Annotated in this window: 21 protein-coding genes; 8 read left to right on the top strand and 13 right to left on the bottom strand. The window is 57.7% G+C overall.

Going from position 1 to position 22,738, the window contains the following annotated elements; all coding sequences use genetic code 11:
- Positions 1-211: 211 nt before the first annotated feature.
- The 6 genes from QM780_RS10495 to QM780_RS10520 all read left to right on the top strand — a co-directional run bounded on the left by QM780_RS10495 (position 212) and on the right by QM780_RS10520 (position 7,827).
- Positions 212-1,852 (top strand): GMC family oxidoreductase, encoded by a 1,641-nt coding sequence (locus QM780_RS10495; RefSeq protein WP_415070427.1) that lies wholly within the window; start codon positions 212-214, stop codon positions 1,850-1,852.
- Positions 1,853-1,875: 23 nt separating this feature from the next.
- Positions 1,876-3,375: an aldehyde dehydrogenase family protein gene (locus QM780_RS10500; protein WP_415070428.1), complete on the top strand. Its 1,500-nt coding sequence runs from the start codon at positions 1,876-1,878 to the stop codon at positions 3,373-3,375.
- 109 nt (positions 3,376-3,484) lie between these two features.
- On the top strand, positions 3,485-4,429 hold the full coding sequence (locus QM780_RS10505; protein ID WP_415070429.1) for an ABC transporter substrate-binding protein: 945 nt from the start codon (positions 3,485-3,487) through the stop codon (positions 4,427-4,429).
- A gap of 20 nt (positions 4,430-4,449) precedes the next feature.
- Positions 4,450-6,414 (top strand): ABC transporter permease subunit, encoded by a 1,965-nt coding sequence (locus tag QM780_RS10510; protein WP_415070430.1) that lies wholly within the window; start codon positions 4,450-4,452, stop codon positions 6,412-6,414.
- A gap of 194 nt (positions 6,415-6,608) precedes the next feature.
- On the top strand, positions 6,609-7,568 hold the full coding sequence (locus QM780_RS10515; protein WP_415072009.1) for an ATP-binding cassette domain-containing protein: 960 nt from the start codon (positions 6,609-6,611) through the stop codon (positions 7,566-7,568).
- 115 nt (positions 7,569-7,683) lie between these two features.
- A complete protein-coding gene (locus QM780_RS10520; RefSeq protein WP_415072010.1) occupies positions 7,684-7,827 on the top strand; it encodes an XdhC family protein in 144 nt (47 codons plus the stop codon).
- 701 nt (positions 7,828-8,528) lie between these two features.
- Here the strand turns inward: QM780_RS10520 and QM780_RS10525 are convergent.
- A complete protein-coding gene (locus QM780_RS10525; RefSeq protein WP_415070431.1) occupies positions 8,529-9,809 on the bottom strand; it encodes an aromatic ring-hydroxylating oxygenase subunit alpha in 1,281 nt (426 codons plus the stop codon).
- Between the two features lie 33 nt (positions 9,810-9,842).
- Positions 9,843-10,547: an SDR family NAD(P)-dependent oxidoreductase gene (locus tag QM780_RS10530; RefSeq protein ID WP_415070432.1), complete on the bottom strand. Its 705-nt coding sequence runs from the start codon at positions 10,545-10,547 to the stop codon at positions 9,843-9,845.
- Positions 10,548-10,748: 201 nt separating this feature from the next.
- Between QM780_RS10530 and QM780_RS10535 the strand changes: the two genes are divergently transcribed.
- Complete coding sequence (locus QM780_RS10535; protein WP_415070433.1) at positions 10,749-11,627, top strand: LysR family transcriptional regulator; 879 nt, start codon at positions 10,749-10,751, stop codon at positions 11,625-11,627.
- 333 nt (positions 11,628-11,960) lie between these two features.
- Positions 11,961-12,560 (top strand): cupin domain-containing protein, encoded by a 600-nt coding sequence (locus QM780_RS10540; RefSeq protein ID WP_415070434.1) that lies wholly within the window; start codon positions 11,961-11,963, stop codon positions 12,558-12,560.
- 42 nt (positions 12,561-12,602) lie between these two features.
- Here QM780_RS10540 and QM780_RS10545 read toward each other — a convergent pair whose 3' ends face one another.
- The 11 genes from QM780_RS10545 to QM780_RS10595 form a co-directional block, all read right to left on the bottom strand.
- Positions 12,603-13,307: an SDR family NAD(P)-dependent oxidoreductase gene (locus QM780_RS10545; RefSeq protein WP_415070435.1), complete on the bottom strand. Its 705-nt coding sequence runs from the start codon at positions 13,305-13,307 to the stop codon at positions 12,603-12,605.
- Positions 13,308-13,354: 47 nt separating this feature from the next.
- The gene (locus tag QM780_RS10550) at positions 13,355-14,248 is read right to left on the bottom strand and encodes an ABC transporter ATP-binding protein (RefSeq protein WP_415072011.1); all 894 of its coding nucleotides are present in this window, start codon (positions 14,246-14,248) and stop codon (positions 13,355-13,357) included.
- Positions 14,245-15,246, bottom strand: a complete 1,002-nt coding sequence (locus QM780_RS10555; protein ID WP_415070436.1) for an ABC transporter permease — start codon at positions 15,244-15,246, stop codon at positions 14,245-14,247. Before QM780_RS10555 ends, QM780_RS10550 begins: the two co-directional genes overlap by 4 nt.
- 6 nt (positions 15,247-15,252) lie before the next feature.
- Positions 15,253-16,251, bottom strand: a complete 999-nt coding sequence (locus QM780_RS10560) for an ABC transporter substrate-binding protein (protein ID WP_415070437.1) — start codon at positions 16,249-16,251, stop codon at positions 15,253-15,255.
- A 186-nt stretch (positions 16,252-16,437) separates the two neighbouring features.
- Entirely contained in the window at positions 16,438-17,448 is a 1,011-nt protein-coding gene (locus QM780_RS10565; protein ID WP_415070438.1) for a M20 family metallopeptidase, read from the bottom strand.
- A 652-nt stretch (positions 17,449-18,100) separates the two neighbouring features.
- Positions 18,101-18,598 (bottom strand): iron response transcriptional regulator IrrA, encoded by a 498-nt coding sequence (gene irrA, locus QM780_RS10570; protein ID WP_415070439.1) that lies wholly within the window; start codon positions 18,596-18,598, stop codon positions 18,101-18,103.
- A gap of 61 nt (positions 18,599-18,659) precedes the next feature.
- On the bottom strand, positions 18,660-19,919 hold the full coding sequence (locus QM780_RS10575; RefSeq protein WP_415070440.1) for an NAD(P)/FAD-dependent oxidoreductase: 1,260 nt from the start codon (positions 19,917-19,919) through the stop codon (positions 18,660-18,662).
- Entirely contained in the window at positions 19,916-20,320 is a 405-nt protein-coding gene (locus QM780_RS10580; RefSeq protein WP_415070441.1) for a glycine cleavage system protein H, read from the bottom strand. The genes QM780_RS10575 and QM780_RS10580 overlap by 4 nt, the downstream gene beginning before the upstream one ends.
- Before the next feature lie 41 nt (positions 20,321-20,361).
- Entirely contained in the window at positions 20,362-21,453 is a 1,092-nt protein-coding gene (locus QM780_RS10585) for a CobW family GTP-binding protein (protein WP_415070442.1), read from the bottom strand.
- Positions 21,446-21,790, bottom strand: coding sequence for a hypothetical protein (locus tag QM780_RS10590; RefSeq protein WP_415070443.1), 345 nt, complete (start codon positions 21,788-21,790; stop codon positions 21,446-21,448). The genes QM780_RS10585 and QM780_RS10590 overlap by 8 nt, the downstream gene beginning before the upstream one ends.
- 4 nt (positions 21,791-21,794) lie before the next feature.
- Entirely contained in the window at positions 21,795-22,709 is a 915-nt protein-coding gene (locus tag QM780_RS10595; RefSeq protein ID WP_415070444.1) for a polysaccharide deacetylase family protein, read from the bottom strand.
- Positions 22,710-22,738: the final 29 nt, after the last annotated feature.

The following is a 22,738-nucleotide window of genomic DNA, read 5'->3' on the forward strand; positions in this document are numbered from 1 at the left end:
TAAATCAGCCATCTAGCAAACAGAGAGATGGAAAGCTTGTTGGATCGCAAACCAGGTTGCGCATCGCATGTCTCGCCGGATGTTTCCGAATGCGGCTGACGATGAAAAATTTTCCCTCCAGCACGCCCAAGCCCATCCCAAATGCACATCGCGGCGCTTTCGAGCCGCGCTGAGCCGAAATCCCACATCTGACTAAACGGGAGCTTTTGTCATGACATCCTCGCCCCTTTCCGATCTATCTCCCGACCGTGAGATCATGACGGAGACGATCAGGTCTTCTTACGACTTCATCGTCTGCGGAGGTGGATCGGCTGGATGTGTCGTTGCACGACGTCTCGCTGAGAATCCGAACGTCAACGTTCTCTTGATCGAAGCGGGCGGCAGCGATCGGGTGCCGTCTGTGATCGATTCCACTCAATGGATGTGGAACATCGGCACCGAGCGCGATTGGGGGTTCAAAGCGCAGTCCTCGCCGACTGTCAATGGACGCACGCCACTACTTCCCATGGGCAAATTGTTGGGCGGTGGCTCGTCCATCAACGGCTCCGTTTGGGCACGCGGCCACAAGAACGACTTCGAGTTCTGGGCAGAGGAGGCGGGCGATCAAGCTTGGAATTATGAATCCATTCTCGCCATTTATCGCCGGATCGAAAAATGGAATGGCCCGGCAGACCCGAAGCGTCGCGGAACGGATGGCCTCCTCAACATTTTACGCCCCGAAGATCCTATTCCGTTGATCGCTGACCTCATCAAAGGGGCCGAAGCGATCGGCATCCCGTTCGTCGAGGATATCAACGGTGCAGCGATGGAGGGCGACGGCGGTTGCAGCCTGCCGAACGTTCTCGTGCAGAACGGCAATCAACGCGTATCGATGTCGGCAACGTATCTGCATCCATACATGGATCGCCCTAACCTCCACATCCTGTTGTGCGCGGAAATTACTGGTTTGGCGTTTTCAGGAAAGCGCGTCACTGGCGTCAACTTCGTTCGCCGTGGACAGAGCTTCACCGTTTCAGCGGATAAGGAAGTCATTCTATCTCTCGGCGCGATCAACACGCCGAAAATCCTGATGCTCTCCGGCATTGGCGACGAAGCCGAACTGAAACGACACAATATCGCCGTCCGTCAGCACCTGCCGGGCGTCGGCAAGAATTTCCAAGATCATATTCTCCTGGCGGGTTGCTGCTGGGAATACATCGTCCCCGAGCCCCCACGGAATAACGCCGCCGAATTCGTCTTCTACGCAAAGTCGCACCCGGGTCTGAAGACCCCTGACCTAATGCCGGTTCTGGAAGAGACACCGTTCGGAAGCGAAGTTACAGCGAAAGAATTTCACCTCCCTGTTGGGCCGGCATCGGCGTGGACGCTCGCCCCTGGCTTGGCACGCCCCGACAGCCGCGGCGAGGTGAAGCTTGCGAGTTCCAATCCATTCGACGCCCCACTGATCTTCGCGAACTTCCTGAGCACAGACACCGATATGAAGGCGATGGTTCGCTGCGTCGAGATGTGCCGCGATATCGGCAATTCGGAATTCTGCGCGCCGTACCGCAAGCGCGAATGCATGCCCGGCGATCTTAAGGGCGCCGACATGGAGAATTTCATCCGTAACGCTGCGGGCACCTACTTCCACGAAAGCTGCACGGCAAAGATGGGACGCGATGCCATGTCGGTCGTCGACGGCAATCTCAAAGTCTACGGCCTCGAAGGCCTGCGAATTGCGGATGCGTCGATCATGCCCGCGATCTCGACCGGAAATACCATGGCGCCGACGGTCATCATCGGCGAGCGCGCGGGAGAGATCATTGCCGCCGCGTACAATTTCTCCAACTCCACATCTGCCGCCGCAGCCTGAGGCGCATTCAAAGGAACGCCGCCATGAACATCAATGTCACGATACCGGCCACGACGCCCACGACGCAAAAATTCTTTGCGCGCAAACATAAGCTTTATATCGACGGTGCGTGGGAAGACGGCGTCTCCGGCGAGATGATCGATATTGTCGATCCGGGAACGGGAAGCGTCATCAGTAGCGTTGCTGCCGCTGTCGCTGCTGATGTCGACAAAGCAGTAGCCGCAGCGCGTAAGGCTTTCGAAGCGGGCCCGTGGGCAAAGATGCCGAGCCTCGAACGCGGCAAACTCATCAGCAAACTCGCGCGCAGGCTTGAAGAGCTCGGCGATGAACTCGCGGAAATCGAGGCTATCGACTGCGGCAAACCGCTTGCGTACGCGAAGTATGTCGACGTGGGGCTGACCGCCAATATCTATCACTATATGGCGGGTTGGGCAGGAAAGGCCTCGGGCGAGACCGTGTCGCTTTCGGCACCTGGTGAATATCACGCCTTCACTCAGCGGGAGCCCGTTGGCGTCGTCGCCGCCATAACGCCGTGGAACTTTCCACTGGTGCTGACCGCGTACAAACTCGCGCCCCTACTTGCCGTTGGCTGCACATGTGTCGTGAAGCCGTCGGAGTTGACGCCTCTGAGCACATTGCGGTTCGCCGAGATCGCTGAAGAAGTCGGCTTCCCGCCTGGGGTCATCAATGTCGTGACGGGATACGGTTCGCCTGCCGGCTCCGCTCTTGTCGAGCACGAAGGCGTCGACAAGGTTGCCTTCACCGGCTCCGTGACGACGGGTAGAAAAATCGCGCAAGCGGCAACGGGGAATCTTAAGCGTGTAACGCTGGAACTCGGCGGCAAGTCGCCCATGGTCGTCTTTCCGGATGCGGATCTCGATAAGGCTATACCGGGTTTGGCGAGTGCGATCTTCTTTCATCAAGGTCAAGTCTGCACCGCCGGCACCCGCCTCTATGTTCACAAGTCGATTCATGACCGTGTGCTCGAAGGCATCGCCGAAGAAAGCAAAAAGCTGAAAATCGGCCACGGGCTCGAGGCCGATACGACGATGGGGCCGCTGATTTCCTCCGCTCAGCTCCAAAAGGTGATGGGCTTCCTCGATCAAGGCAAGCAGGACGGCGCCGAAGTCGTCACCGGAGGTGAGCGTGTCGGTAGTGTCGGCTTCTTTATGCAGCCCACCATTCTCGCCAACACGACCGACAGCATGTCCGTCGTGCGCGAAGAGATCTTCGGACCGGTTCTTTGCGCTCAATCGTTCGACGATGAGGAACTCGATGCAATCGCCGCGAAGGCCAACAATTCGATCTTCGGCCTCGCAGCTAGCATTTGGACGCGGGACATCTCGGTCGCTCATAAAATGGCGAAGCGCATCAAGGCCGGCAGCGTCTGGATCAATGCGCACAATTTCTACGATCCCGCACTTCCGTTTGGAGGCTTCAAACAATCGGGTTGGGGTCGCGAAGAAGGCTCCGAGGCCATTCGTACATTCACTGAAGTGAAGTCTGTCTGCGCGGTGCTCTAAAGCGCACGCACAGTTCGAAACGAAAACGACCCGCCTGGGAACACGACCTGGGCGGGGACGATGGGGCACGCCTGAGATCTTCTCAAACTCAACAGGAGACACACGGAAAATGTCGTTCTTAGATGTCGTTCACCGCGCGCGCGGGAGCATGGCGGTCATCGCAATGGTCGCGGCCTGCTTCGCTGGAAGTAAAATAGCCTGTGCAGATCCTGAATCCACGGACCCGATCGTTTTTGGTCAGCAGGATTGGACGGGTAGCACGGTCACGAGCAACATCGCAAAGAAGCTGCTCGAGAAGATGGGCTACAACGTCAAGATCGTCCCCGTCGATGCGACCGCTGTTTTTACAGGTCTTCAAACGGGCGACGTAACATTTGTTACCGAAATTTGGATGTCCTCCGAGGCTGAAATGGCCGCGGCGTCGCTCAAGACTGGAAAAACCGTCGAGATCGGACCGACGGGTCTCGTCGGCTGGGATCGATATTGGTACCCCGACTACGTCAAAGAGAAATGCCCGGGCCTGCCGGATTGGAAGGCGCTCAACGCCTGTGCGAAGCTCTTCGCGACGGCCGAAACCGGAGGTAAGGGGCGCTTGCTGCTGAACCCGGAGGATTGGGGTGGCGACGACGATACGCGCATCAAGACGCTCGGTCTAAATTATCAAATCGTCCGCGCAGGTTCGGAAGCGGCTCTGCTCGCACAGGTGAAAGCAGCCTACCAGCGCAAGCAGCCGATTCTTGCTTGGCTTTACACGCCTCACTGGGCTCCGCTCGCATTCAAGGGCGAGTTTGTCAATCTGCCGCCTTACAACGAAGACTGCCCGAAGAACGGCTTCGGCTGCGAAAAGAAATCAGCCGAAATCATCAAGTTCGCTTCGGCCGATGCCGAGAAGAAATGGCCGAAAGCATACGCATTGATGAAGGCGTTCACGATGACCAACGACGAATATGGCCAGCTCACGGGCGAGATCGCCAACGAGGGCAAGCCTCTTGACTTCGTCGTCGATGGTTGGATCGCGGCGAATAAGGACCGGTGGTCGAAGTGGACGCAGTGACCATTCTTTCGGGGGACGGAATGGCCACGGATACGCGCGCAAATTTGCGCGCGTATCTTTCTTACGTATCCGGCATCATCACCGCCGGAGCGTTCGCTGCCATACCGGCATCCTGGCTTTTTCCATCTCTCGCGATCTGGCCCGACGCTTGGAACTTCCCTTTCGACCGAGTGATAAATTCGTTCTTCGATTTGCTAACGACGCCAATTCTTTTTGGCATCTCCGTTCAAACCATATTTCGCTGCACGGTTCCCGTCCTCAATGCGCCGATTTTGTTGCTGCAATCAATTTTGCAAACCGGCATAAGCAGCGGATATGGCGATCACGCCGCTGAGATCCTTCCGCCGCTGTCTTGGCTCGGCGTATCTCTTGCAACAACTGTCGCCTGTCATCACGCGCGCGGGCTGGGGCTTGCCGCTCTAGCGGCAACGACGTGTGGGTTCCTGCTTCTGTTCGGCCTCTGGGACAGCATCATGGTAACGCTGAGCCAGATGATCGTCGCTGTCCCGCTTGGCATCACCATCGGATTTCTCGGTGGTCTTTATCTCTATCGGCGTCCATCACGGCGCCCGACTATCCTGTTTCTGCTCGATCAGGCTCAGACGATCCCAATTTTTTCCTATCTTGTGCCCCTAATCATATTCTTCGGGCTCGGCGGCGCTCCGGCCGTCATCGCAATCGTCATCTTCGGAGCGCCTCCGATGGTTCGCAGCACGGCGCTCGGATTGGCGGAAGCTGAAGTGCGCGTCGGAGAACTTGGCAGGTCGCTCGGTTGCAGCCGATCGCAATTTCTCTGGAACGTGCTTGTCCCAACCGCATGGCCGAGACTTCAACTTGGCGTGAATCAGGTTGTCATGCTGTCGTTCTCGACGGTCATCCTCGCCGCTTTGATTGGAGCGGCCGGCATCGGCAATGATGTGCTTCTTGCGCTCCAACGTCTCGCGCTCGGCGCGGGACTCGTGGCAGGAGCCGGCATTACACTCATCGCCATCCTCATCGACCGCTACCTCCAGGCCATAAGCACCCATACCCATCGGCAAGATCGAATGCCTCGACGTTCGTTCTGGATCGTCATGGCCGCGTGCGTTCTTGGGCCGACATTGATTTCGTTCTTCTACCCACCGTTGGCACACTTCCCCGAAAGCTGGACCATCTCGACAGCACGCCATGTTGACAACGTCGTAGACGCCGTCATTGGAGCTATTTATGGCCCGCTCGATGCGCTCAAGACATTCCTGTTGCTTAATATCCTGCTTCCGATCCGCGGAGCCCTGCTTGCTCTGCCTTGGAGCTTCGTCACTCTCCTTGTTATTGCGGCCGCGTGGCGCACGGGTGGCTGGCGACAAGCAATCTTTCTTGGCTCCCTGACGATCTTCCTCGCGGTCAGCGGACTATGGGACCGCGCGGTTCAGACATTCTACCTCTGCGCGACTGGCGTTCTGCTGTCTATTCTCATAGGCGCACCGCTGGCTATCCTCGCGGGACGCTCCGAGCGCGTGGCGAGAGTTATTTTGCCCGCCGTCGACACCATGCAAACCATGCCCGCCTTCATCTACCTGATCCCGGCGGTCATGCTGTTCGGCTCTGGCGACGTCCCCTCCATATTCGCGATCGTCTGCTTCGCGATCTGTCCGATCATCCGCTACACGGAAGCGGCCATTCGCAATGTTCCCGTCGAGTTACGCGAGGTCGGGCGCCAGATCGGTTGCAGTCCTTGGCAGCTCCTTTGGTCCATCGAGTTGCCGGCTGCGACACCGCAATTTCTTCTGGGCGTCAGCCAGTCGATGCTGATGGCACTGGCGACCGTGGTGGTGACCGCCCTCATCGGCACAACGGATCTCGGACATGAAACGATACTGGCTATCTCGCATGCCAATCCCGGCCAAGCGCTGACTGCGGGTTTCGCAATCGCCGCGATCGGCGTGGTGGCTGACCGCCTGGTTGGTGGATTTGCGAGGAGCCGGCTGGGCTCAAAGGACATTTGACAATGGGTATTATGGAGCGGGAGCATCTCGCCACGAATGGAGCAATGAAAAAATCTAAGAGGGCGAAGGCGCGAGCAGCGGCAAAAATCAAGCGTGTCCCAGCGCTCAGCATTCGCAATGTCTGGAAAATTTTCGGCTCGAATCTTCCGGGCTTCGTTCGCAAATATCCAACGCCGCCGTCGGCCGAGGCTATGATGGAGGCGGGCCTCTTCCCAGCTGTTCGCGATGTCAGCTTCGACATCGAGGTTGGCGAGACGTTCGTCATTATGGGACTTTCCGGATCGGGAAAATCTACGCTGCTCCGCGCGATATGCCAGTTGGCGCCGCCCACCTATGGCAGTGTCGCGTTTCGGGGCGAGAACCTCGTGACGGCATCCGAGGACCGATTGAGCGAACTGCGCCGGCACCAGATGGGTATGGTGTTCCAGAACTATGCCCTACTCCCGCATAAAACGGTCTTGGAAAATGTCGCCTTCCCTCTCGAGATCCAGGGTGCAGCGCAGGCGTACACGGCCAAACGCACTCGAGAACTCGTCCAGCTCGTCGGCCTCAACGGCAAGGAAAGAGCTCGTCCTGCCGAGCTGTCCGGCGGCCAGCAGCAGCGCGTCGGCATTGCGCGCAGTCTGGCCGTCGATCCCGAGTTGTGGCTTCTTGATGAACCGTTCTCCGCCCTTGATCCCCTGATCCGTCACGAACTTCAGGACGAGGTTCTGCGGCTTCAAAAGCTCATGAAAAAAACTGTGGTCTTTATTACTCACGACTTCGACGAAGCGATCCGCCTTGCCAATCGTGTTGCCATCATGCGCGATGGGCAGGTCATGCAGATCGGAACGCCCGAGGAGATCGTTCTCAATCCGAGCAACGAGTACGTGGCGAACTTCACGGGCAACGTAAATCGAGGCAGCGTCATCACCGTTCGGTCTATCATGTCGCCGCTCCGCTCGCCTGCCGCCGGAGGCCCGAAGATCCCCGGAGCCATGCTGGCAGCAAGGGCCGCGGGTGTTGTACTTGAGGCGGGCCGCGATGGCGTTGTCGTTGATGAAGCAAACAAGCCAATCGGCACAGTCAGTATGACGGAGATCATCAAGGTCCTGGCGTCTCTCAACGGCAAGCGTCCAATTGCCAAACCTGGCATCGAAGTGGGAAGCTCATGAGGTCCGGCAACGAGTCGATCCCTTGAACAAGGTCGAACCCCACAATCTAGCTCCGCCAATTCGCCATCTCGCCGCTGCGGAGGACGTGCTACCGAGCGTTCTGGCTTGGCATCGAATGGAGTTCAAATTCGCGCTCGTTACCCTGGTGAATGTCGTCGGCAGCTCGCCGCGCCCGATCGGTTCGGTCGTAGCGGTCTCTTCCGAAGGTCATTCGGCGGGCCGAACATCTAAGACTTGTGGAGAGACGGCGAGAGGCTAGTATCGAGCACGCCCGCCGCTAGTTGCCAAACGCGGGTGGAGTGAGAAAAACGATCAGGGAGGTATCAGTCTATGAAGCGGAATGTACTTCTTGCAATAGCGTTATGCTGCACGATGTTCGCGCTCGCAAGCGCTCCAGTTTCCCACGCAAACGCGGCATCGCTTGCCACCAGCGTTGGGACGCTCAAGTCCTTTCAGACAAGTGTCGTGGAACAAACACGCTATCGTTGTTGGTGGCGGAACGGCCGTAGGCACTGCCGCTGGGTCGGGCGGCCGTGGCGTGGTCCGCGCCATTGCTGGTGGCGAAATGGCCGCCGGATTTGCCGCTGGTAATATGAAATTTCTGACAAGGCGCCGGAGATCGTTCCTCTGGCGCCTCGCCTGATTCATTGGCTTTGTCCGTACACAAACTTAAATGTGCGCGATCGCTCAAGCCTCTGCAGCGATTATCGCCGCAATGCCTTAGCAATTGCGAAACAGACTGACGTCGACCGGCCTGTCGAGACATCCCCGCAAAGTCCGCTTCATCCAATTGCAGACATCTGAGTCCGGAGAAGGTCTACGGCTAAACTCGTCACCTTTGATACTTCAGGCTCGTCGGAATGGCGCGACCCCGTTGCAGTACGAGTAGTTCGTCCGATCGACGCACAGCGCGACGCGCGTCAGACCGCCCACGTTCTGACCCGTACTTGCTATACTTCACTACTCTGCCGCCGCGAGTGGTCCGCTATAGGGGGCACGATTGGCGCGATCGGGATAAATTCCCCTCAAACGCGCCCCAACGTAGCGCTGGATGAGCCACACAGGCTCTTCGAGATGGCTCAAGCGGCCCTGCACCACTGCACGCGAACGCAGTCCACGCTGCACGCCGATATTCACGAGCATGTCTTCCTTATGGAAGTCGCTCAACATCTTGGTCTCTTCGGTGAGCGTCTCAGCGTAATTGGGGGCGCTCATCGCTTCTTTGGTGACGAGAGTCATCGTCTGCAATTTACACTTTTCTGCCGAAACAGGGAGTAACCGATACCAAAGGACGCGATCGTGCGTCGTGAGAGTCATGAAGCAGGGAAAACCAACGTAAAGACCCCATTCGACCTGATTGTCGATGCTGAGACCAGGGACAGCCGTAAATCCGGGCAGCTCCTCACCTTTACCGAGTGCTTCCTCCATTTCTTCCCGGATGCGATCCTTGAAAGGAAGATGTGCACGGATGAAATGTGGATGCTCGGGCTCGGTCCAAGTATTTTGTCCCGGCATCGTGCGATTGAGAGTTTCAGCGTGCGCGCCGATGTGATGGTAAGATTCCATCCAGTTCTCGATCATCACTTTCCAATTGAAGTCGCAGTCCCAGTCGAGGGTGATCTCGACTTCCATGTCCTCGGTCTTCCACGGCTCGAGCATCCTTGCGAGGTCTTTGTACTGCTCGGCAAGCGGCGAAGCCTTGCCGTCGAAGTTCACGAAGACGAAGCCCTTCCAGACTTCGGTCCTGAAGCTCCTAAGCTGCCAATCGTCTTTATTGAAGCCCTCCACGCGTTGCATGTGCGGGCATCCTTTGAGATGCCCATCGAGATCGAAAGCCCAAAGATGATAAGGGCACGTCAGGCGCTTCGCCGTGCCGCTTCGCGGAAATTGAAAACCCTCGGGAATGATGTCCATCGACCGATGCGGGCAGACACGCGAAAGCACATGAATGTTGTTGTCTGCGTCACGCGTCACCACCAACGGCTCGCCCAATAGATCGATCGCAAGAAAGCTACCAGGTGCCTTCAATTCAGAGACATGAGCCACGCAGAGCCAATCAGTCTCGAGCACGCACTTGGCTTCGTAAGCGAAATAATCCTCATCCGTATAGGCCTCGGGAGGAAACGTGACGGCCTGCGACAGCGGCCGCGATGCGGCATCCCGAATTTTTGCGGAGATCGCTTCGATCTTTTGAGCCACCCGCTCTCCTGGCGTCAGCTCGACGACATTCGACATTGTCATGCGATTTGATCCTTTCCTGGAAGTGGTATTCGCCTATCGCATCGCTGCACCGCCATCGACGGCGATACACTGGCCGGTCATGAAGTTTGATCCAGATCCGGCGACGAACAGAATTGCCTCGGCGACCTCTTCGGGACGCCCGATGCGACGAAGCGGATTATTGAGTTCGAGCGCTTGCTCCGCCGGCTTCATCGCATCGAAGGCGAGAAGCGGTGTATCGATCGGGCCTGGAGCGACGGCATTGACGAGAATGCGCGGCGCGAGTTCCCGCGCCCATGCCCGCGTCATCGACAACACCGCACCTTTTGTAGCGCAGTATGCTGACGAACCTTCTCGCCCGAGGTAAGCAAGCTCGGAAGCAAGATTCACAATACGGGCACCATCGCTGAGATACGGAAGCGCCGCCTGCACCACTTGCGCCGTGCCGCGGACGTTCACCGCATACATCCGATCGAACGCCGCCCAGTCGAGGCCCGCGAGTGTCGATTGAATTTCAATGCCGGCTGAGTTTACGACGATATCGATACCGCCGAGCCGCATCACCGCAGCTTTGACTGCTTCATCAACGGCAGCCTTGTCGGAGACATCGACTGCCAATGTTTCGCAGTCACTCTCTTCGATCGACCTTATGTCGAAGCCCACTACTTGCGCACCCGCCGCGAGGAATGCCGACGCAGTTGCGCGGCCTATGCCGCTCGACGATCCGGTGATGATTGCCCTTTTGCCCTGTAACCCCATCTCGCCAGTCGCGCCTGTGTTTTCCGCGACGTCAGTTTGCTGGCTTCGGATCGGTGCCGGAACTCATTGCTTTACAATCCCACCCATAAATAGAATTTATGTACTGTCAGGACAGTTTTTCTCTCGGGAGAGGCGTCGGCGGTGCGAAAACAGAGCGCCCAGATCGGAGCTTCGCTGTTTAGGCGGATAGATCTAAATTTATTGAAGATATTCAGAGAGATATGCCGATCTCAAGGCATTGGCGCAGCAGCCAAGAGACTGCATCTGCAGCAGCCGACCGTCAGTCTCGCGCTGCGCCGCCTTGAAGAGCACGTCGGCGAGAAATTATGCCTTAGGACAGCCCGTGGCATCGAGCTGACCGCAGCCGGTCACGTCCTGTCTGGGCTCTGCGATCGCGTCTTTGACGCTGTGCAGTCGCTTCCCAACGAATTCGCCAGAAGCTCTGGCGACGTGCAGGGTCTGCTCGTCATCCGTACCGTCTCCGGAGTGGTTTCAGCGGAGCTCGACGCGACGCTCGACACCATGCGCCGCCGGCATCCCGGGATTCGATTGAAGATCGACGTCGCGCCATGTCCGATCGTCATCGATGCGCTCGCAAAAAGCCGCGCCGAGGTTTGCATCTCCTTCGACGCGGCGCCCCGGGCTGAATTTCTCTACGAGCCACTTGTGCGCGAATACCAGCAACTTTACTGCGCGAGTTCCAGTCCTCTCTACGGCTCGCGCGTAACCCGACCTGAAGTGCTCGCCGAAGAACGCTTCATATTGACAGGCTCGGATGAACCGATGGAAGTGCGGAATTTCCGATTGCGCTTTGGATTGGGATTGAGGCCCGCAGGCGAAGCTGACAATCTCGATGAAGCAAAACGCATGATCCGCGCCGGTGTCGGAATAGGCTTTTTGCCGACGATCCTCGTCGCCGGGGACGAACATCATCGCCTCTGGCCACTTCTGCCATCCCAGATACTACCCAACTACTGTCTTTACCTCATAACGCATCCCGAGGCTCAGCAGACGGTGCCCACGCAATTGTTCCTGCGCGAGATTCGGCGCCGGATTTCCGCTCGCGGAATTCCCGTTTGAGGTCCAAAAGACGAAAGCTTGGCAATTGCTACAACAGAGGCGACGGTGCCAGGGATTTAGGGCCGCGGCATAGGGTATTTGCACTTGAATGTAATGAAAGTTGTTTGATTACAGCGCGTTGGTCGGATATATTTTCCGTTGGTAAAAAATCCGGTTCGCGGCGAGCACGATACGCCGCCTCCGAGTCGAATTCTATTTGGAGCTCATCACGTCGCCCATGTCCATATCATTGCGGCGCGTTGAGCCTCGCGGGGGCTCACGAAAGTACAAAAAGCATCGAAGGCAGCGGTTGAACCGCTGCGCGGGAGCACGTGGAGAGGAAATTACGCTCGCATGGCCACAAATCCAAGTCGCTCGGAGGAACGTCCATTGACGGTCGAGCTACAGATCGGAAAGAGACTGCGGCAGGCTCGCAGGGCTAACAATATGAGCCTCAAAGAACTGGCCGAAGAGGTCGGATGTTCCGAGAGCCTCCTTTCTAAAATCGAAAATGAAAAAGCTCGGCCATCTCTGCAGATGCTGCACAAGATCGTCGAAAAGCTGGGACTGACCATCGGCGGACTATTTGCACAAAGATCCGCGCCCGACGACATCGTGACGCGAAAGGGAGAGCGTTCGATCATCCGCATGGATTCGGCAACCGGCGGTGCCGTTCGCCTCGAATGCATCGTGCCCGAGGACGGCGGCGAGTTCATCTATGGATCGATCCACGTCGTGGAGCCCGCTGGCGGCAGCAAAGGAACGATCACCCACCAAGGCGAAGAAGTCGGATACGTCCTCGCGGGGACACTCGAGTTGACCGTCGACAACAAGGTCTACAATCTTTCGGAAGGTGACTCGTTCTTCTTCAAATCGAACCTTCCTCATAGCTACAAGAACAACGGTACCGAGCAGGCCCGCATTCTCTGGGTCAACAGCCCTCCGACGTTTTAGAGCCTTGCCGGCAACGTCTGTTGCCGTGATCTCAACAAACCTTCAATGCATCGCAGCGCCGCCATCGACGCTGATGCACTGCCCCGTCATGAACGATGCCCCGTCGCTGAGCAGAAAATGTACCGCTTTGGCCACCTCTTCTGGCCGACCGATGCGACCAAGAGGATTTGCCAGTTCCAGTGCTTGTTTTTCTGGGCTCAGGCGAGAAAATTCGAGCAACGGCGTATCGATCGGACCGGGCGCTACGGCGTTGACAAGAATATTCGGCGCCAGTTCGCGCGCCCATGACCGAGTTAGCGCAATCACTGCCGCTTTCGTCGCGCAATAGCCCGCGGCGCCGGCCCGTCCAAGATAAGCAAGTTCGGAAGCGATATTCACGATGCGTGCAGTCTCGGCGAATGATTTCAGGGCTTCGCGCGCGACAAGCGCAGGACCCCGAACGTTCACCGCAACCATATCGTCAAAGGCGGAAGCGTCGAACACCTCGAGACGCGCCGGGCGGCCGATGCCTGCAGAATTGACAATGGCATCAAGCTCGCCGACGCGATGAGCGGCCTCGGCCATCGCCGTGACCACTTGGCTCTCGTCTCGAACGTCAACAGCGAGCACTGGAAAGGGAGCCTCCAGGCTCTGCCTGTCGAAGCCGATAACCTGAGCTCCGGCGTTCATCAACTCCACCGCCGTTGCGTAGCCGATGCCGCTGGCGGCTCCCGTCACGACGACTCGAAGATATTCACGAAAGAGCATGGGGTTGCATGGCCTTTGGGACCTTCGACTTCAAAAGTCGAGGCCGCTCAATCGACGTTGTCCGTGACATCGGCGAGCCGGACAACAGGCGGCAGCGGGTCGTCTTCGACGGCGTTCTTCTGTTCCTGCGCGTGAATGAAGCTTTCAAGTCGGTCGTGCGCCGCCCGTAGCGCCGGAGCGCTCAAGTCACGACCGCCGGGGAGGGCTGGAACATCAAGAAGCTCGACAACCTCGCCCGGGTTGGCCTTGAGTACGAGAACGCGGTCCGCAAGGAGAAGGGCTTCGTCAAGATCGTGGGTGATGAAGACGATGGTGACGTCGATTTTGCGCCAGATATCGATCAGATAGGCCTGCATCTTAGCGCGTGTGCGCGCGTCCAGAGCCGAGAACGGCTCGTCCATCAGGAGAACGCGCGGTTGGATTGCCAATGCCCGGGCGATCGCCACGCGCTGCTTCATGCCGCCAGACAACTGATGTGGATAGGATTGCGCATAGGCTTTGAGACCCACGAGATCGAGCCATTGCGTGGCTTCACGTTCGGCGCCTTCCCGCTCCTTGTCGGCCATGCGGAGCCCAAACATCACGTTCCCAAGGACCGTCAGCCACGGAAAGAGTGTGTATCCTTGAAACACCATGGCGCGGTCGGGACCGGGCCCATGCACCGGCTCGCCGACGACCCTGATCTCGCCGCCGTTGGCCTTCTCGAGTCCTGCGATCGTGCGGATGAGTGTGGACTTACCGCAGCCCGAGGGTCCGACCACACACAGGAATTCACGGCGATGCGTAACGAAGCTGACGCGGTTCAGGATAACGCGCTCGCCACCGTCGGCGGGAAACGTCTTCACGAGGTCTTTCACCTCGAGCATTGGCGCACGCGCCTTTAGACGCTCAAGCCGGGCCGAAACATTCTTGTCGACCAGATGAAGCGGAGCCGGATTCATGCGTTCGTCCTTCGCCACGGAAACAGCCATCGGCCGAGCTTGGCGAGCAGCAAATCGCTACCGAAGCCGACGACGCCTAAGACCAAGATCGCCGCATAAACATTATCGAAATGCTGGTAGCGCGCCTGCTGAGTGATGAAGAAGGTGATGCCCGACGAAGTGCCGACGAGTTCGGCGACGATGAGATAGGTCCACGCCCACCCGAGAAGAATGCGCAAGTCGAGATAGAGATCCGGCAGCACGGCCGGCACAACAACGGAGCGAAGAAGACGCAGCCGTCGGGCTCCGAGTGTCTGGGCCGCTTCGAGCAAGGCGTAGTCGACGCGGCGCGTCGTACCCGCGATGATCAGCACTTGCTGAAAAAACGTTCCGATCACGACGATCGCGATTTTCGGCCCATCGTAAATGCCGAGAATGGCAACCGCTAACGCACCGAAGGCTGGCGCTGGCAGGTAGCGAAAGAATTCCACAAAGGGTTCGGTAAGCCGCCCGATCGTGGCATAGGAGCCGCATAGGATTCCGAGCGGAACGCCAACAACCGACGAAATAAGAAAGGCCCAAAATATAATCTGTACCGAATGCCAGAAGGCAACCAGCAATGATTGGCTTTCGCCGTTGGCTGGAAAAATGGCATTCCAAAGCGCTTTGGCGACCTCGTCCGGCGCCGGCAGATAGACAGGGTTAGCCGGATGGCCTTCGGGAGGAGCCTGACCGGCCTTCACCGCCGCAGCAACTTCATCGGCAAAGACATCTTTCGGCGCTCTCATTCCGACTTCGAAGTAGGAAACGCTCCCCGGGTTCGAAATCTCGATAAGCGGATGCCAAATGAACGGCACATAGGAGATGAGAGACCAGAGAACGACCGGGATCACAAACGACAGCACGCCCAAGATCGTTCGCGCGCGAGGTGTCGGCGGGCAGCCGACCGCAAACCAAGAAGCTGCGGCCAGCCGCCTCGCCGACGAAGGCACCCAAGACTGAAAAGTAGCGTCAGCCATTGGTTGTTATTTTGCCTGTGCGATAGAGGGATCGATATAGGACTTGATGTCCTGCTTATCTTTGTAGACGCCGTATTTGACGTTGAATTCGTCCGCGTTGCTCGAGGAGCCATAGAGCGAATCCAAGCCTGGGCCCTCGTTGAAGACCTTCGCGCCTTCCGCGACCGTCAGAAGTTTCGTGCCGTTCAGAAACTTCTTGTAGGCCTCCGGTGCCACCGCGACGCGCGCCGACATGATCTTGAGTGCATCGGGCTGTGTTTTCGGATCATTGACGTAGGCGACGACGCGGTCCCAGACCTTCAGAACCTTAGCCCAATCAGCTTTGCGCGACGCCCAGCTCTCAGGCTTGACGGTCACGACATCGTAGATGAGGCCGGGAGCATCGGCAGATGTGTAGATCGGATGGGCTCCGGGGACGCCGTGCATTGCGGCTCCCGAAATCGGCTCCCAGGCGCCAATGGCGGAAATGTCTGCAGAGCCCAGAACCTGCGGCGTCTCGTTCGTCTTGGTATTGACGATCTCGACGTCCTTGTCGCTCAAGCCCGCCTTTTTGAGACCGTACGAGATGAGAAGGTGTTCGACGAGACCCGTTTCGAGGCCGACCTTCTTGCCTTTCAAATCGGCGACGGATTTGATGCCGGGCTTGCCGACAATCATGTCATTGCCGGCAGAATAATCCGTCACCATGAACATGATGCCTTTGGCGCCGTTGGCACCCATGCCGAGCGTATCGCCATTGGTGAGATTGATGGCGTCGAGCTTTCCGGCCGTGTAAGCGTCCATGGCCGCGGAATAGTCAAACCACTCGAACTGGATATTGACACCAGCTTCTTTAAACCAGCCCTTCTCGATAGCGACCTGCCATGCGACATAGCCCGGCCAATCGGCATAGCTGATGCGAAGCGGCGGCTCGTCAGCGACCGCCGACATGTGGGACGTGGCCAATGCAGATGAGGCCAGCAGCGCCAACGCGGCGCCGCGAAGCAGACCCCCTAACTTGCTCATGGTAATCTCCTCTTGACTGTTCAACGACTGACAAAGGCGCTGCAGAAAGATTGAATTGTTCAGCCAACGCCGAGCTGAATGGATGAGCACCTGAAGGCGCCAGCGACCGGGCTGACAAACTCGGTGAAAGCCATGTCATCAGGTGAAGGAGTGTTCTCTCTCTCGCGGGAAGGCCGGCGATCTCGTTCATGGCCGCCACCTTGATTTTGCCGTCTCTGAAACTTCGGGTTCCACTTGCTCGAGCCCATGCCGCGACACGCTTGAAGAGTTACTGTCTCGCTGCCAGTTTTCGATGATCCGCTCGTAGATCGACACCGCCTGCGGAATCTTATCGACGAAGCAGAACTCGTCGGTCTGATGGGCTTGCGCGGTCTCCCCTGGACCAAGAATGAGAACCGGTGGATTCCCCAGCGCAGGCGCGAGGACGCTCGCATCGGTGAAAAACGGAACTCCGGAAGGGATTGCCAGATCGTCGGCGTTGAGCATGCTGCTCACGGACCGAAGCCAGGGATTGCCGGCGTCGGTCCACACACTCTCGAGATCCACGACCAATTCGAGCTTGTCGAGCTCGGGAGCGAGATAGCTCGTGAAATGCGCCTGGACGTCGTGATGGCGCATGCCTGGAATCGTACGGACATCAATCCAAATTTCGGAATGATCCGGCACCGAATTGACATTCGAGCCGCTGTTCATACGGCCGACGTTGAGCGTCGGCTTGCCAAGCCCTTCATGCGCCTTTCTGTTGAAATCGAAGTCCTGCAACTTCGCGACCAGCTTGATGCTGCGAAAAATTGCATTGACCCCGAGCTCCGGCATCGAGCCGTGGGCCGTCTGGCCAAAACTGGTTGCAACGAGCCATAGGGCGCCCTTGTGCCCGGACCGCGGCGCGTTGCCGGTCGGCTCACCGACGACAATCGCGCCGATAGGCCCGAGGTCGACCTGAGTCAAAAGATGCGACGCGCCCTCACATCCCGTCTCTTCTCCCGATGTGAGGACCAGAACAATTCCGGGACCCTCATCCGCGGCATCGCTGGCGTTGATCGCGGCAGCCACCATCGCCGCGACGCCAGACTTCATATCGCTGGCGCCTCGGCCGAAAAGGCGCTCCCCGACGATATTGCCGCCGAATGGATCGAATTTCCAAGGTGCGCCCCCGAGCGGAACCGTATCCAAATGCCCCGTAAAGCAAATTGGCATTCGACCGCCATTTGCGCCGAGATGTTTTCCGCGCCTTGCTATTAAATTGGCGCGGCGATCTCCAAATCCATGGCATTCGACGTTAAAGCCGCGATCAATCAAAATCTTTTTGAGAAATGTCGCCGCAATCCATTCGTTCCCGGGTGGGTTGACCGTATCAAACCGAATGAGATCTCTGGTGAGCTTGATCGCGTCGACCACTAAAATCCCCTAACTGGAACTAGATTCCAGAAGTCCACAAACTGAGACGTATTTGGCGAATTCGATCCGCCAGATGACTCCCTCATAACCGATGATTTAACGAGGAATTATCTTGTGTCAAGTTACTTGAATATGATGCAATTTACAGCGATGATGTGCCCAAACTTCAAGCATTCAGCGCCAAAAATGCGCGACTTAACGCGCCAATGGCTGTCCAGCTCGGAAAAAATGAAAATATCTGTTCAATAAACTTGAACATAATTGGCGGGAAAACGACGACGCGCCGGTAAAATTTGAATAAGCGTCAATACGCCAAAGAATTTCAGAATCGGAATTAAGCGACGCATTTTAGTGATTAGGCCATTTCCCTTTCGGGCGACATCCCGCGGCACCAGCCGCAAAGAATCGGCCTCACGTTCCAATGAATGGCAATCGGCCCGATTGGCCGAATTTATTTGCTGGTCTTACGGCGCAACCGCACAATCACCTCGACGCGCGCGATTTCCATCCCCTCGGGAATTTCATCAATGCCGTTGATCGCGATGCTGCTGTCGGGAATGTCAATAATCTGGTTATCGTCTTCGAGAAGAAAATGGTGATGCTCGCTGACGTTCGTGTCGAACCATGTCCGCGATCCATCGACCGCCAATTCGCGCAGCAATCCAGCCTGTGTGAACTGATTGAGAGAGTTGTAGACGGTCGCGAGCGACACCATCATGTCGGAATTCTTGGCTTCCTCGTGGAGCATTTCCGCCGTCACATGACGGTGGCCTTGCGCATAGAGTAGGCGGCCCAACACGACGCGCTGCCGCGTCGGCCGCAAGCCAACCTCCCGCAACATCCCGCTGACATCGCGGGTCGCACAAAAGGCCGGGCGAAGCTTGCAGCTTATCGTAACTTGTCCGTCTTTGCGATCACGGCGCGGCACCGTATTGATCAGTTCGGGCATCGTAGCCTCCATTTTTCTACGGTTTTTCGCGATCGCCTTTGGCGAGTCTCGGCCGTAAGCTTCACAGCACATTCTCCATCGGCGAAGCCATCTGCGCGATCTCCTTGAGCGGTATCGAGACGTCGGCGAGCTTGTCCAGAGGCAACGTCAAATTCCTGCCGACGATGCCGCGACCCTGAACGAAATCCTTTGTCGCATTGATGCAATCCATCGCGACGACGCGGCCGCCGCGAAGATAGATGACAGAAAACGAGCGCTTCGCGCGATCTCCCCGGATGACAACTGCGTCATGCGGCTTCGATAAGCCAACGGTCTGAAGTCTCAGATCGAACTGGTTCGACCAGAACCACGGAACAGCCTCGTAGCTCGCGGCCATTCCGACGATGGCGCGAGCCGCGACGTTGGCTTGGTCGTTCGCATTCTGGACAGACTCGATCCGCATCACCGCGCCGCCCGAATGAACGTTGGCGCATTCGGTGCAATCGCCAACCGCATAAATGCCGGGCAAGCTCGTCTCACATGAGGAATTGACCAGGACACCGCTGCGGCCCTTGGCGCCAGCGCGCATAAGCGGCGCCACAACTGCGTCGATGCCGACAGCAACGAGGATGAGATCGCCCGCGACCAGCTCGCCACCGGAGAGTTCCACGCCCGTAGCGCGGCCACCATCACCGGTGATGCGAAACACGCTCGACGATAAGCGCAGATCAACTCCCCGGGCGCGATGCTCGGCTTCGAAAAAGCGTGATACATCTTCGCCAGCGACACGCGCGAGAATGTGATCTGCGGCTTCGATCAGAACGACATCCTTTCCGAGGCCTTTGAGCGTCGCAGCTGCTTCTAGGCCGAGATAGCCGCCACCGACAACAATGACACGTCTTGCAACATCGAGTTCATCCCTGAGCTTATCGACGTCGGCTCGGGACCGGATTGTGTGGAGGTTAGCAAGATTATTCCCTGCGCAGGAAAGTCTCCGGGGATCGCCGCCAGCCGCCCAGACAAGATTCTGGTAGCCAAAAAGTGCTCCGTCTTTGCCGTTGACCACTTTCTCCTCGGTATCGACGAGCACGGCCTCGACGCCAAGATGAAGCGCTATGTCCTGCTTCTTCCAAAATTCAGACGGACGAATAAGAAGGCCCTCGAAGGGGCGATCGCCCGATAAGTAGTCCTTGGATAGGGCAGGGCGCTCGTAAGGAAGCTCCAGCTCCTTCCCGATCAAGCCGATCGTACCGGCGTAACCGTGTTGCCTAAGCGAGATTGCCGTTTGCGCCCCAGCTTGCCCCGCTCCAACGATCAACACGTCATAGTGCTGGATTTTCATGCGCCCCCTTTCGGAGACGGCGCTTCTGGCGAAGACGCGACCATATCCAAGTATGTCCTACGATGAATGAAATTCTCGGCGTCTGTGTCGGGGAGAGCCTTGATCCTGAGTTTGACGAACCAGCCCTCGCCCTCTGGCGAACTCGCGATCAATCCAGGCAACTTGTCCAAAATGGTGTTGAGCTCGACGACTTCGCCGTCGACGAGAGCCTGGTACTTTTCGATTGCGTTCGCCGTCTCGATCGTAGCGAGGACATCGCCCTTCTTTACTCGGGTGCCAAGATCGTGAGTTTCAAAGGACAGAATCTCGCCCAAAGCTTTCGCCGCGTAATCGCTGATACCCGTGCACGCGATGTTGCCGTCAAATCGCAGCCATTGATGTGTCCGCGTGAAATAGATCATTTCAGGAAGCGCCTACGAGCTCCTTGCCCAACCATACAGTATCAACCTCTGATCCAGGCCGGCGTCGTTGGGCGGCGAACCGGCCGCCCCGCAATAACGCCACCGGTTCCAGCCCCACGCAGATCCGATCGTTTATGCTCTGCGTTCCGGCTGGCATGGTCGAATGCTCGGAGCGAATCTTCAAGCCGGTCGGCATCCATATCCCGCACTATGAAAACGATCCGGGATCGACGATCGTTGCTCGGCCACTCGTCCATGTGGACCGGTGGATGAACAAGGTGCTGCGCGCTTTGAAAAAGCGTTGGCCCGGGTAGCCCATCAACGGCGAGCAAACCCTTGACACGCAGGACCTGAGCGCCATGGCGATGCAGCAGCATCGTCATCCAGACGCCAAAGGCCGTCCAATCGAGCGGTTCCTCGAGTGTCAGGCTCCGCGAAACGATATTCTCATGGCGATGGGCAGACCGGTTGGTCAGCATGAGAGCCCCCACTTCTTCCGAGTTTGGCTTGCCAGCATCGCACGCCAATTCGGAGAAAAGACTGACGAGCGGAGCATCGAGCAGGTTCGCCTGTTCGATGCTGGCACATGGGTTCAATGTGCGAACGGCGCGCTTTGTATCATCCAGCACGCGAGAGTCGACGAGATCAGATTTCGAGATCACGACAACATCGGCGCTCGTCACTTGCGCCGCCGCTTCGCCATATCTCTTGAGCGTGTCCAATCCGAGGACGGCGTCCACGACGGTGACGACGCGCGGTTTTGTCAGCCGTTCCTGTGCCAGCGGATTGGCCCGCAAGGTCATAAGAAGAGGGACGGGCTCTGCTATGCCCGTGGTTTCGATAACGATACGCCGGAAAGGCGGAATGGCGCCCTTATCGCGTGCTTCGAAAAGTTCGCGAAGCGAGGTCTCGATATCTTCTCGAATCGTACAGCAGATGCAGCCTCCGGGCATCACCACCGTGCTCTCGGAGCTGAACGAGATCAGATCGTGATCGAGGCCGACCTTGCCGTATTCGTTGACGATCACCGCCGTGTCGCGAAAAGTTTCATCGCGAAGAATGCCGGCGAGCAGTGTCGTCTTGCCGCTACCTAGAAAGCCCGTCAGAAGGTAGACCGCCACCCGGTCATTCATGTGGCTCTCCCCGCGGCCGGACAGCATTCAATCTCGCGATCAAGTCCGCATCGAGCGGATCGCAAGGCGTGTCGGAAAGTCGATCGGCATCCGCCCAAATGCCGCCCAGCGTATACATGTTCGCGCTGTGACCGGCGGCATTCGACATCACATAGGAATTGCCGCCCCAATCGGCGATGGACAATCCGTATTGCTGAAGCACTGCGTTGAGCAGCGCGACACGGCGCCCGCGTTCCTCTCGAACGGTAACGGGATTACCTGTCCGGGAGAACGCAGCTTGCCCCGCCGCGTCAGTCCAGTTTCGGCTCGCTCCCAGCGCTGCGCAAAGACTGCACAATGGATCAACCTCCGGGCGCGTAGTTCTCGGCAAGTTCCGGGAGGCGGCCCTTGTAGAAGGGCAGCTCGTCCACCCGCGGGTTGTACTTGCCCTCGGCGATAAGCCCCTTGACGTAGAGCGCGACTTCTTCGCCCGTCGCGATCCAGACGTCGCCCTTTTCAAGCATCTTTTCCATCATCTGCTTGACCATCATCAGGCGCGCGACCTGACCGGAGCAGAACGGATGGAAGCAGTTGAGCCAGATGCCGCCGTGCTCGTACATGGCGTAGAACTCCGCCATATAAACTTCCATGGCGTACTGCGGAGAAGCGATCGGCATCATGAAGTCGAGGTCGTGGTTGTGGACGAACTGCGGCCAGTCATCCAACTGCCAGCGCGATGGTAATTCAACGAGCTCACCGCCGCTCTGGCGGATGAGATAGGGATTGTCGTCGCCCATCAGCGACGTATCCCAAAGAAACCCTTCCTTCGCGAGAATCTCAGTTGAGTGCTTCGAATAGCGATACCAGGGGGCGCGATATCCAACCGGCCGCTTGCCGGCGATCTTGGTGATCGCGTCCGCACCCTTCTTTGTCCAGAAATACTCCTGCTCACGCGTCAGCAAGTTCGGGTATTCGTGAAGATAGCCGTGAAGAGCTACCTCGTGACCGTTCTTGACCATCAGTTCGATGGCTTCGGGGTATTGTTCTGCGCACCAGCCCGGAACGAAGAACGTATGCTTCACGCCGAGGTCTTTGCACAAGTCGATGATCCGCGGCACGCCGATTTGCGGACCATAACGCAGCATGGATGTCGTCGATAAACGCGTATCCGCGTCATTGGGATGCGCGAGATGAATGATGCTATCTGCATCCATATCCCACGTGAACACGACCGCACAGCGGGCACCATTCGGCCACGTGACGGTATTCTTGATCATCTGTCGCTTCCCCTATTGCAATGGACGCC

It is taken from the genome of Hyphomicrobium sp., from assembly GCF_047600905.1.
Taxonomy (GTDB): domain Bacteria; phylum Pseudomonadota; class Alphaproteobacteria; order Rhizobiales; family Hyphomicrobiaceae; genus Hyphomicrobium_B.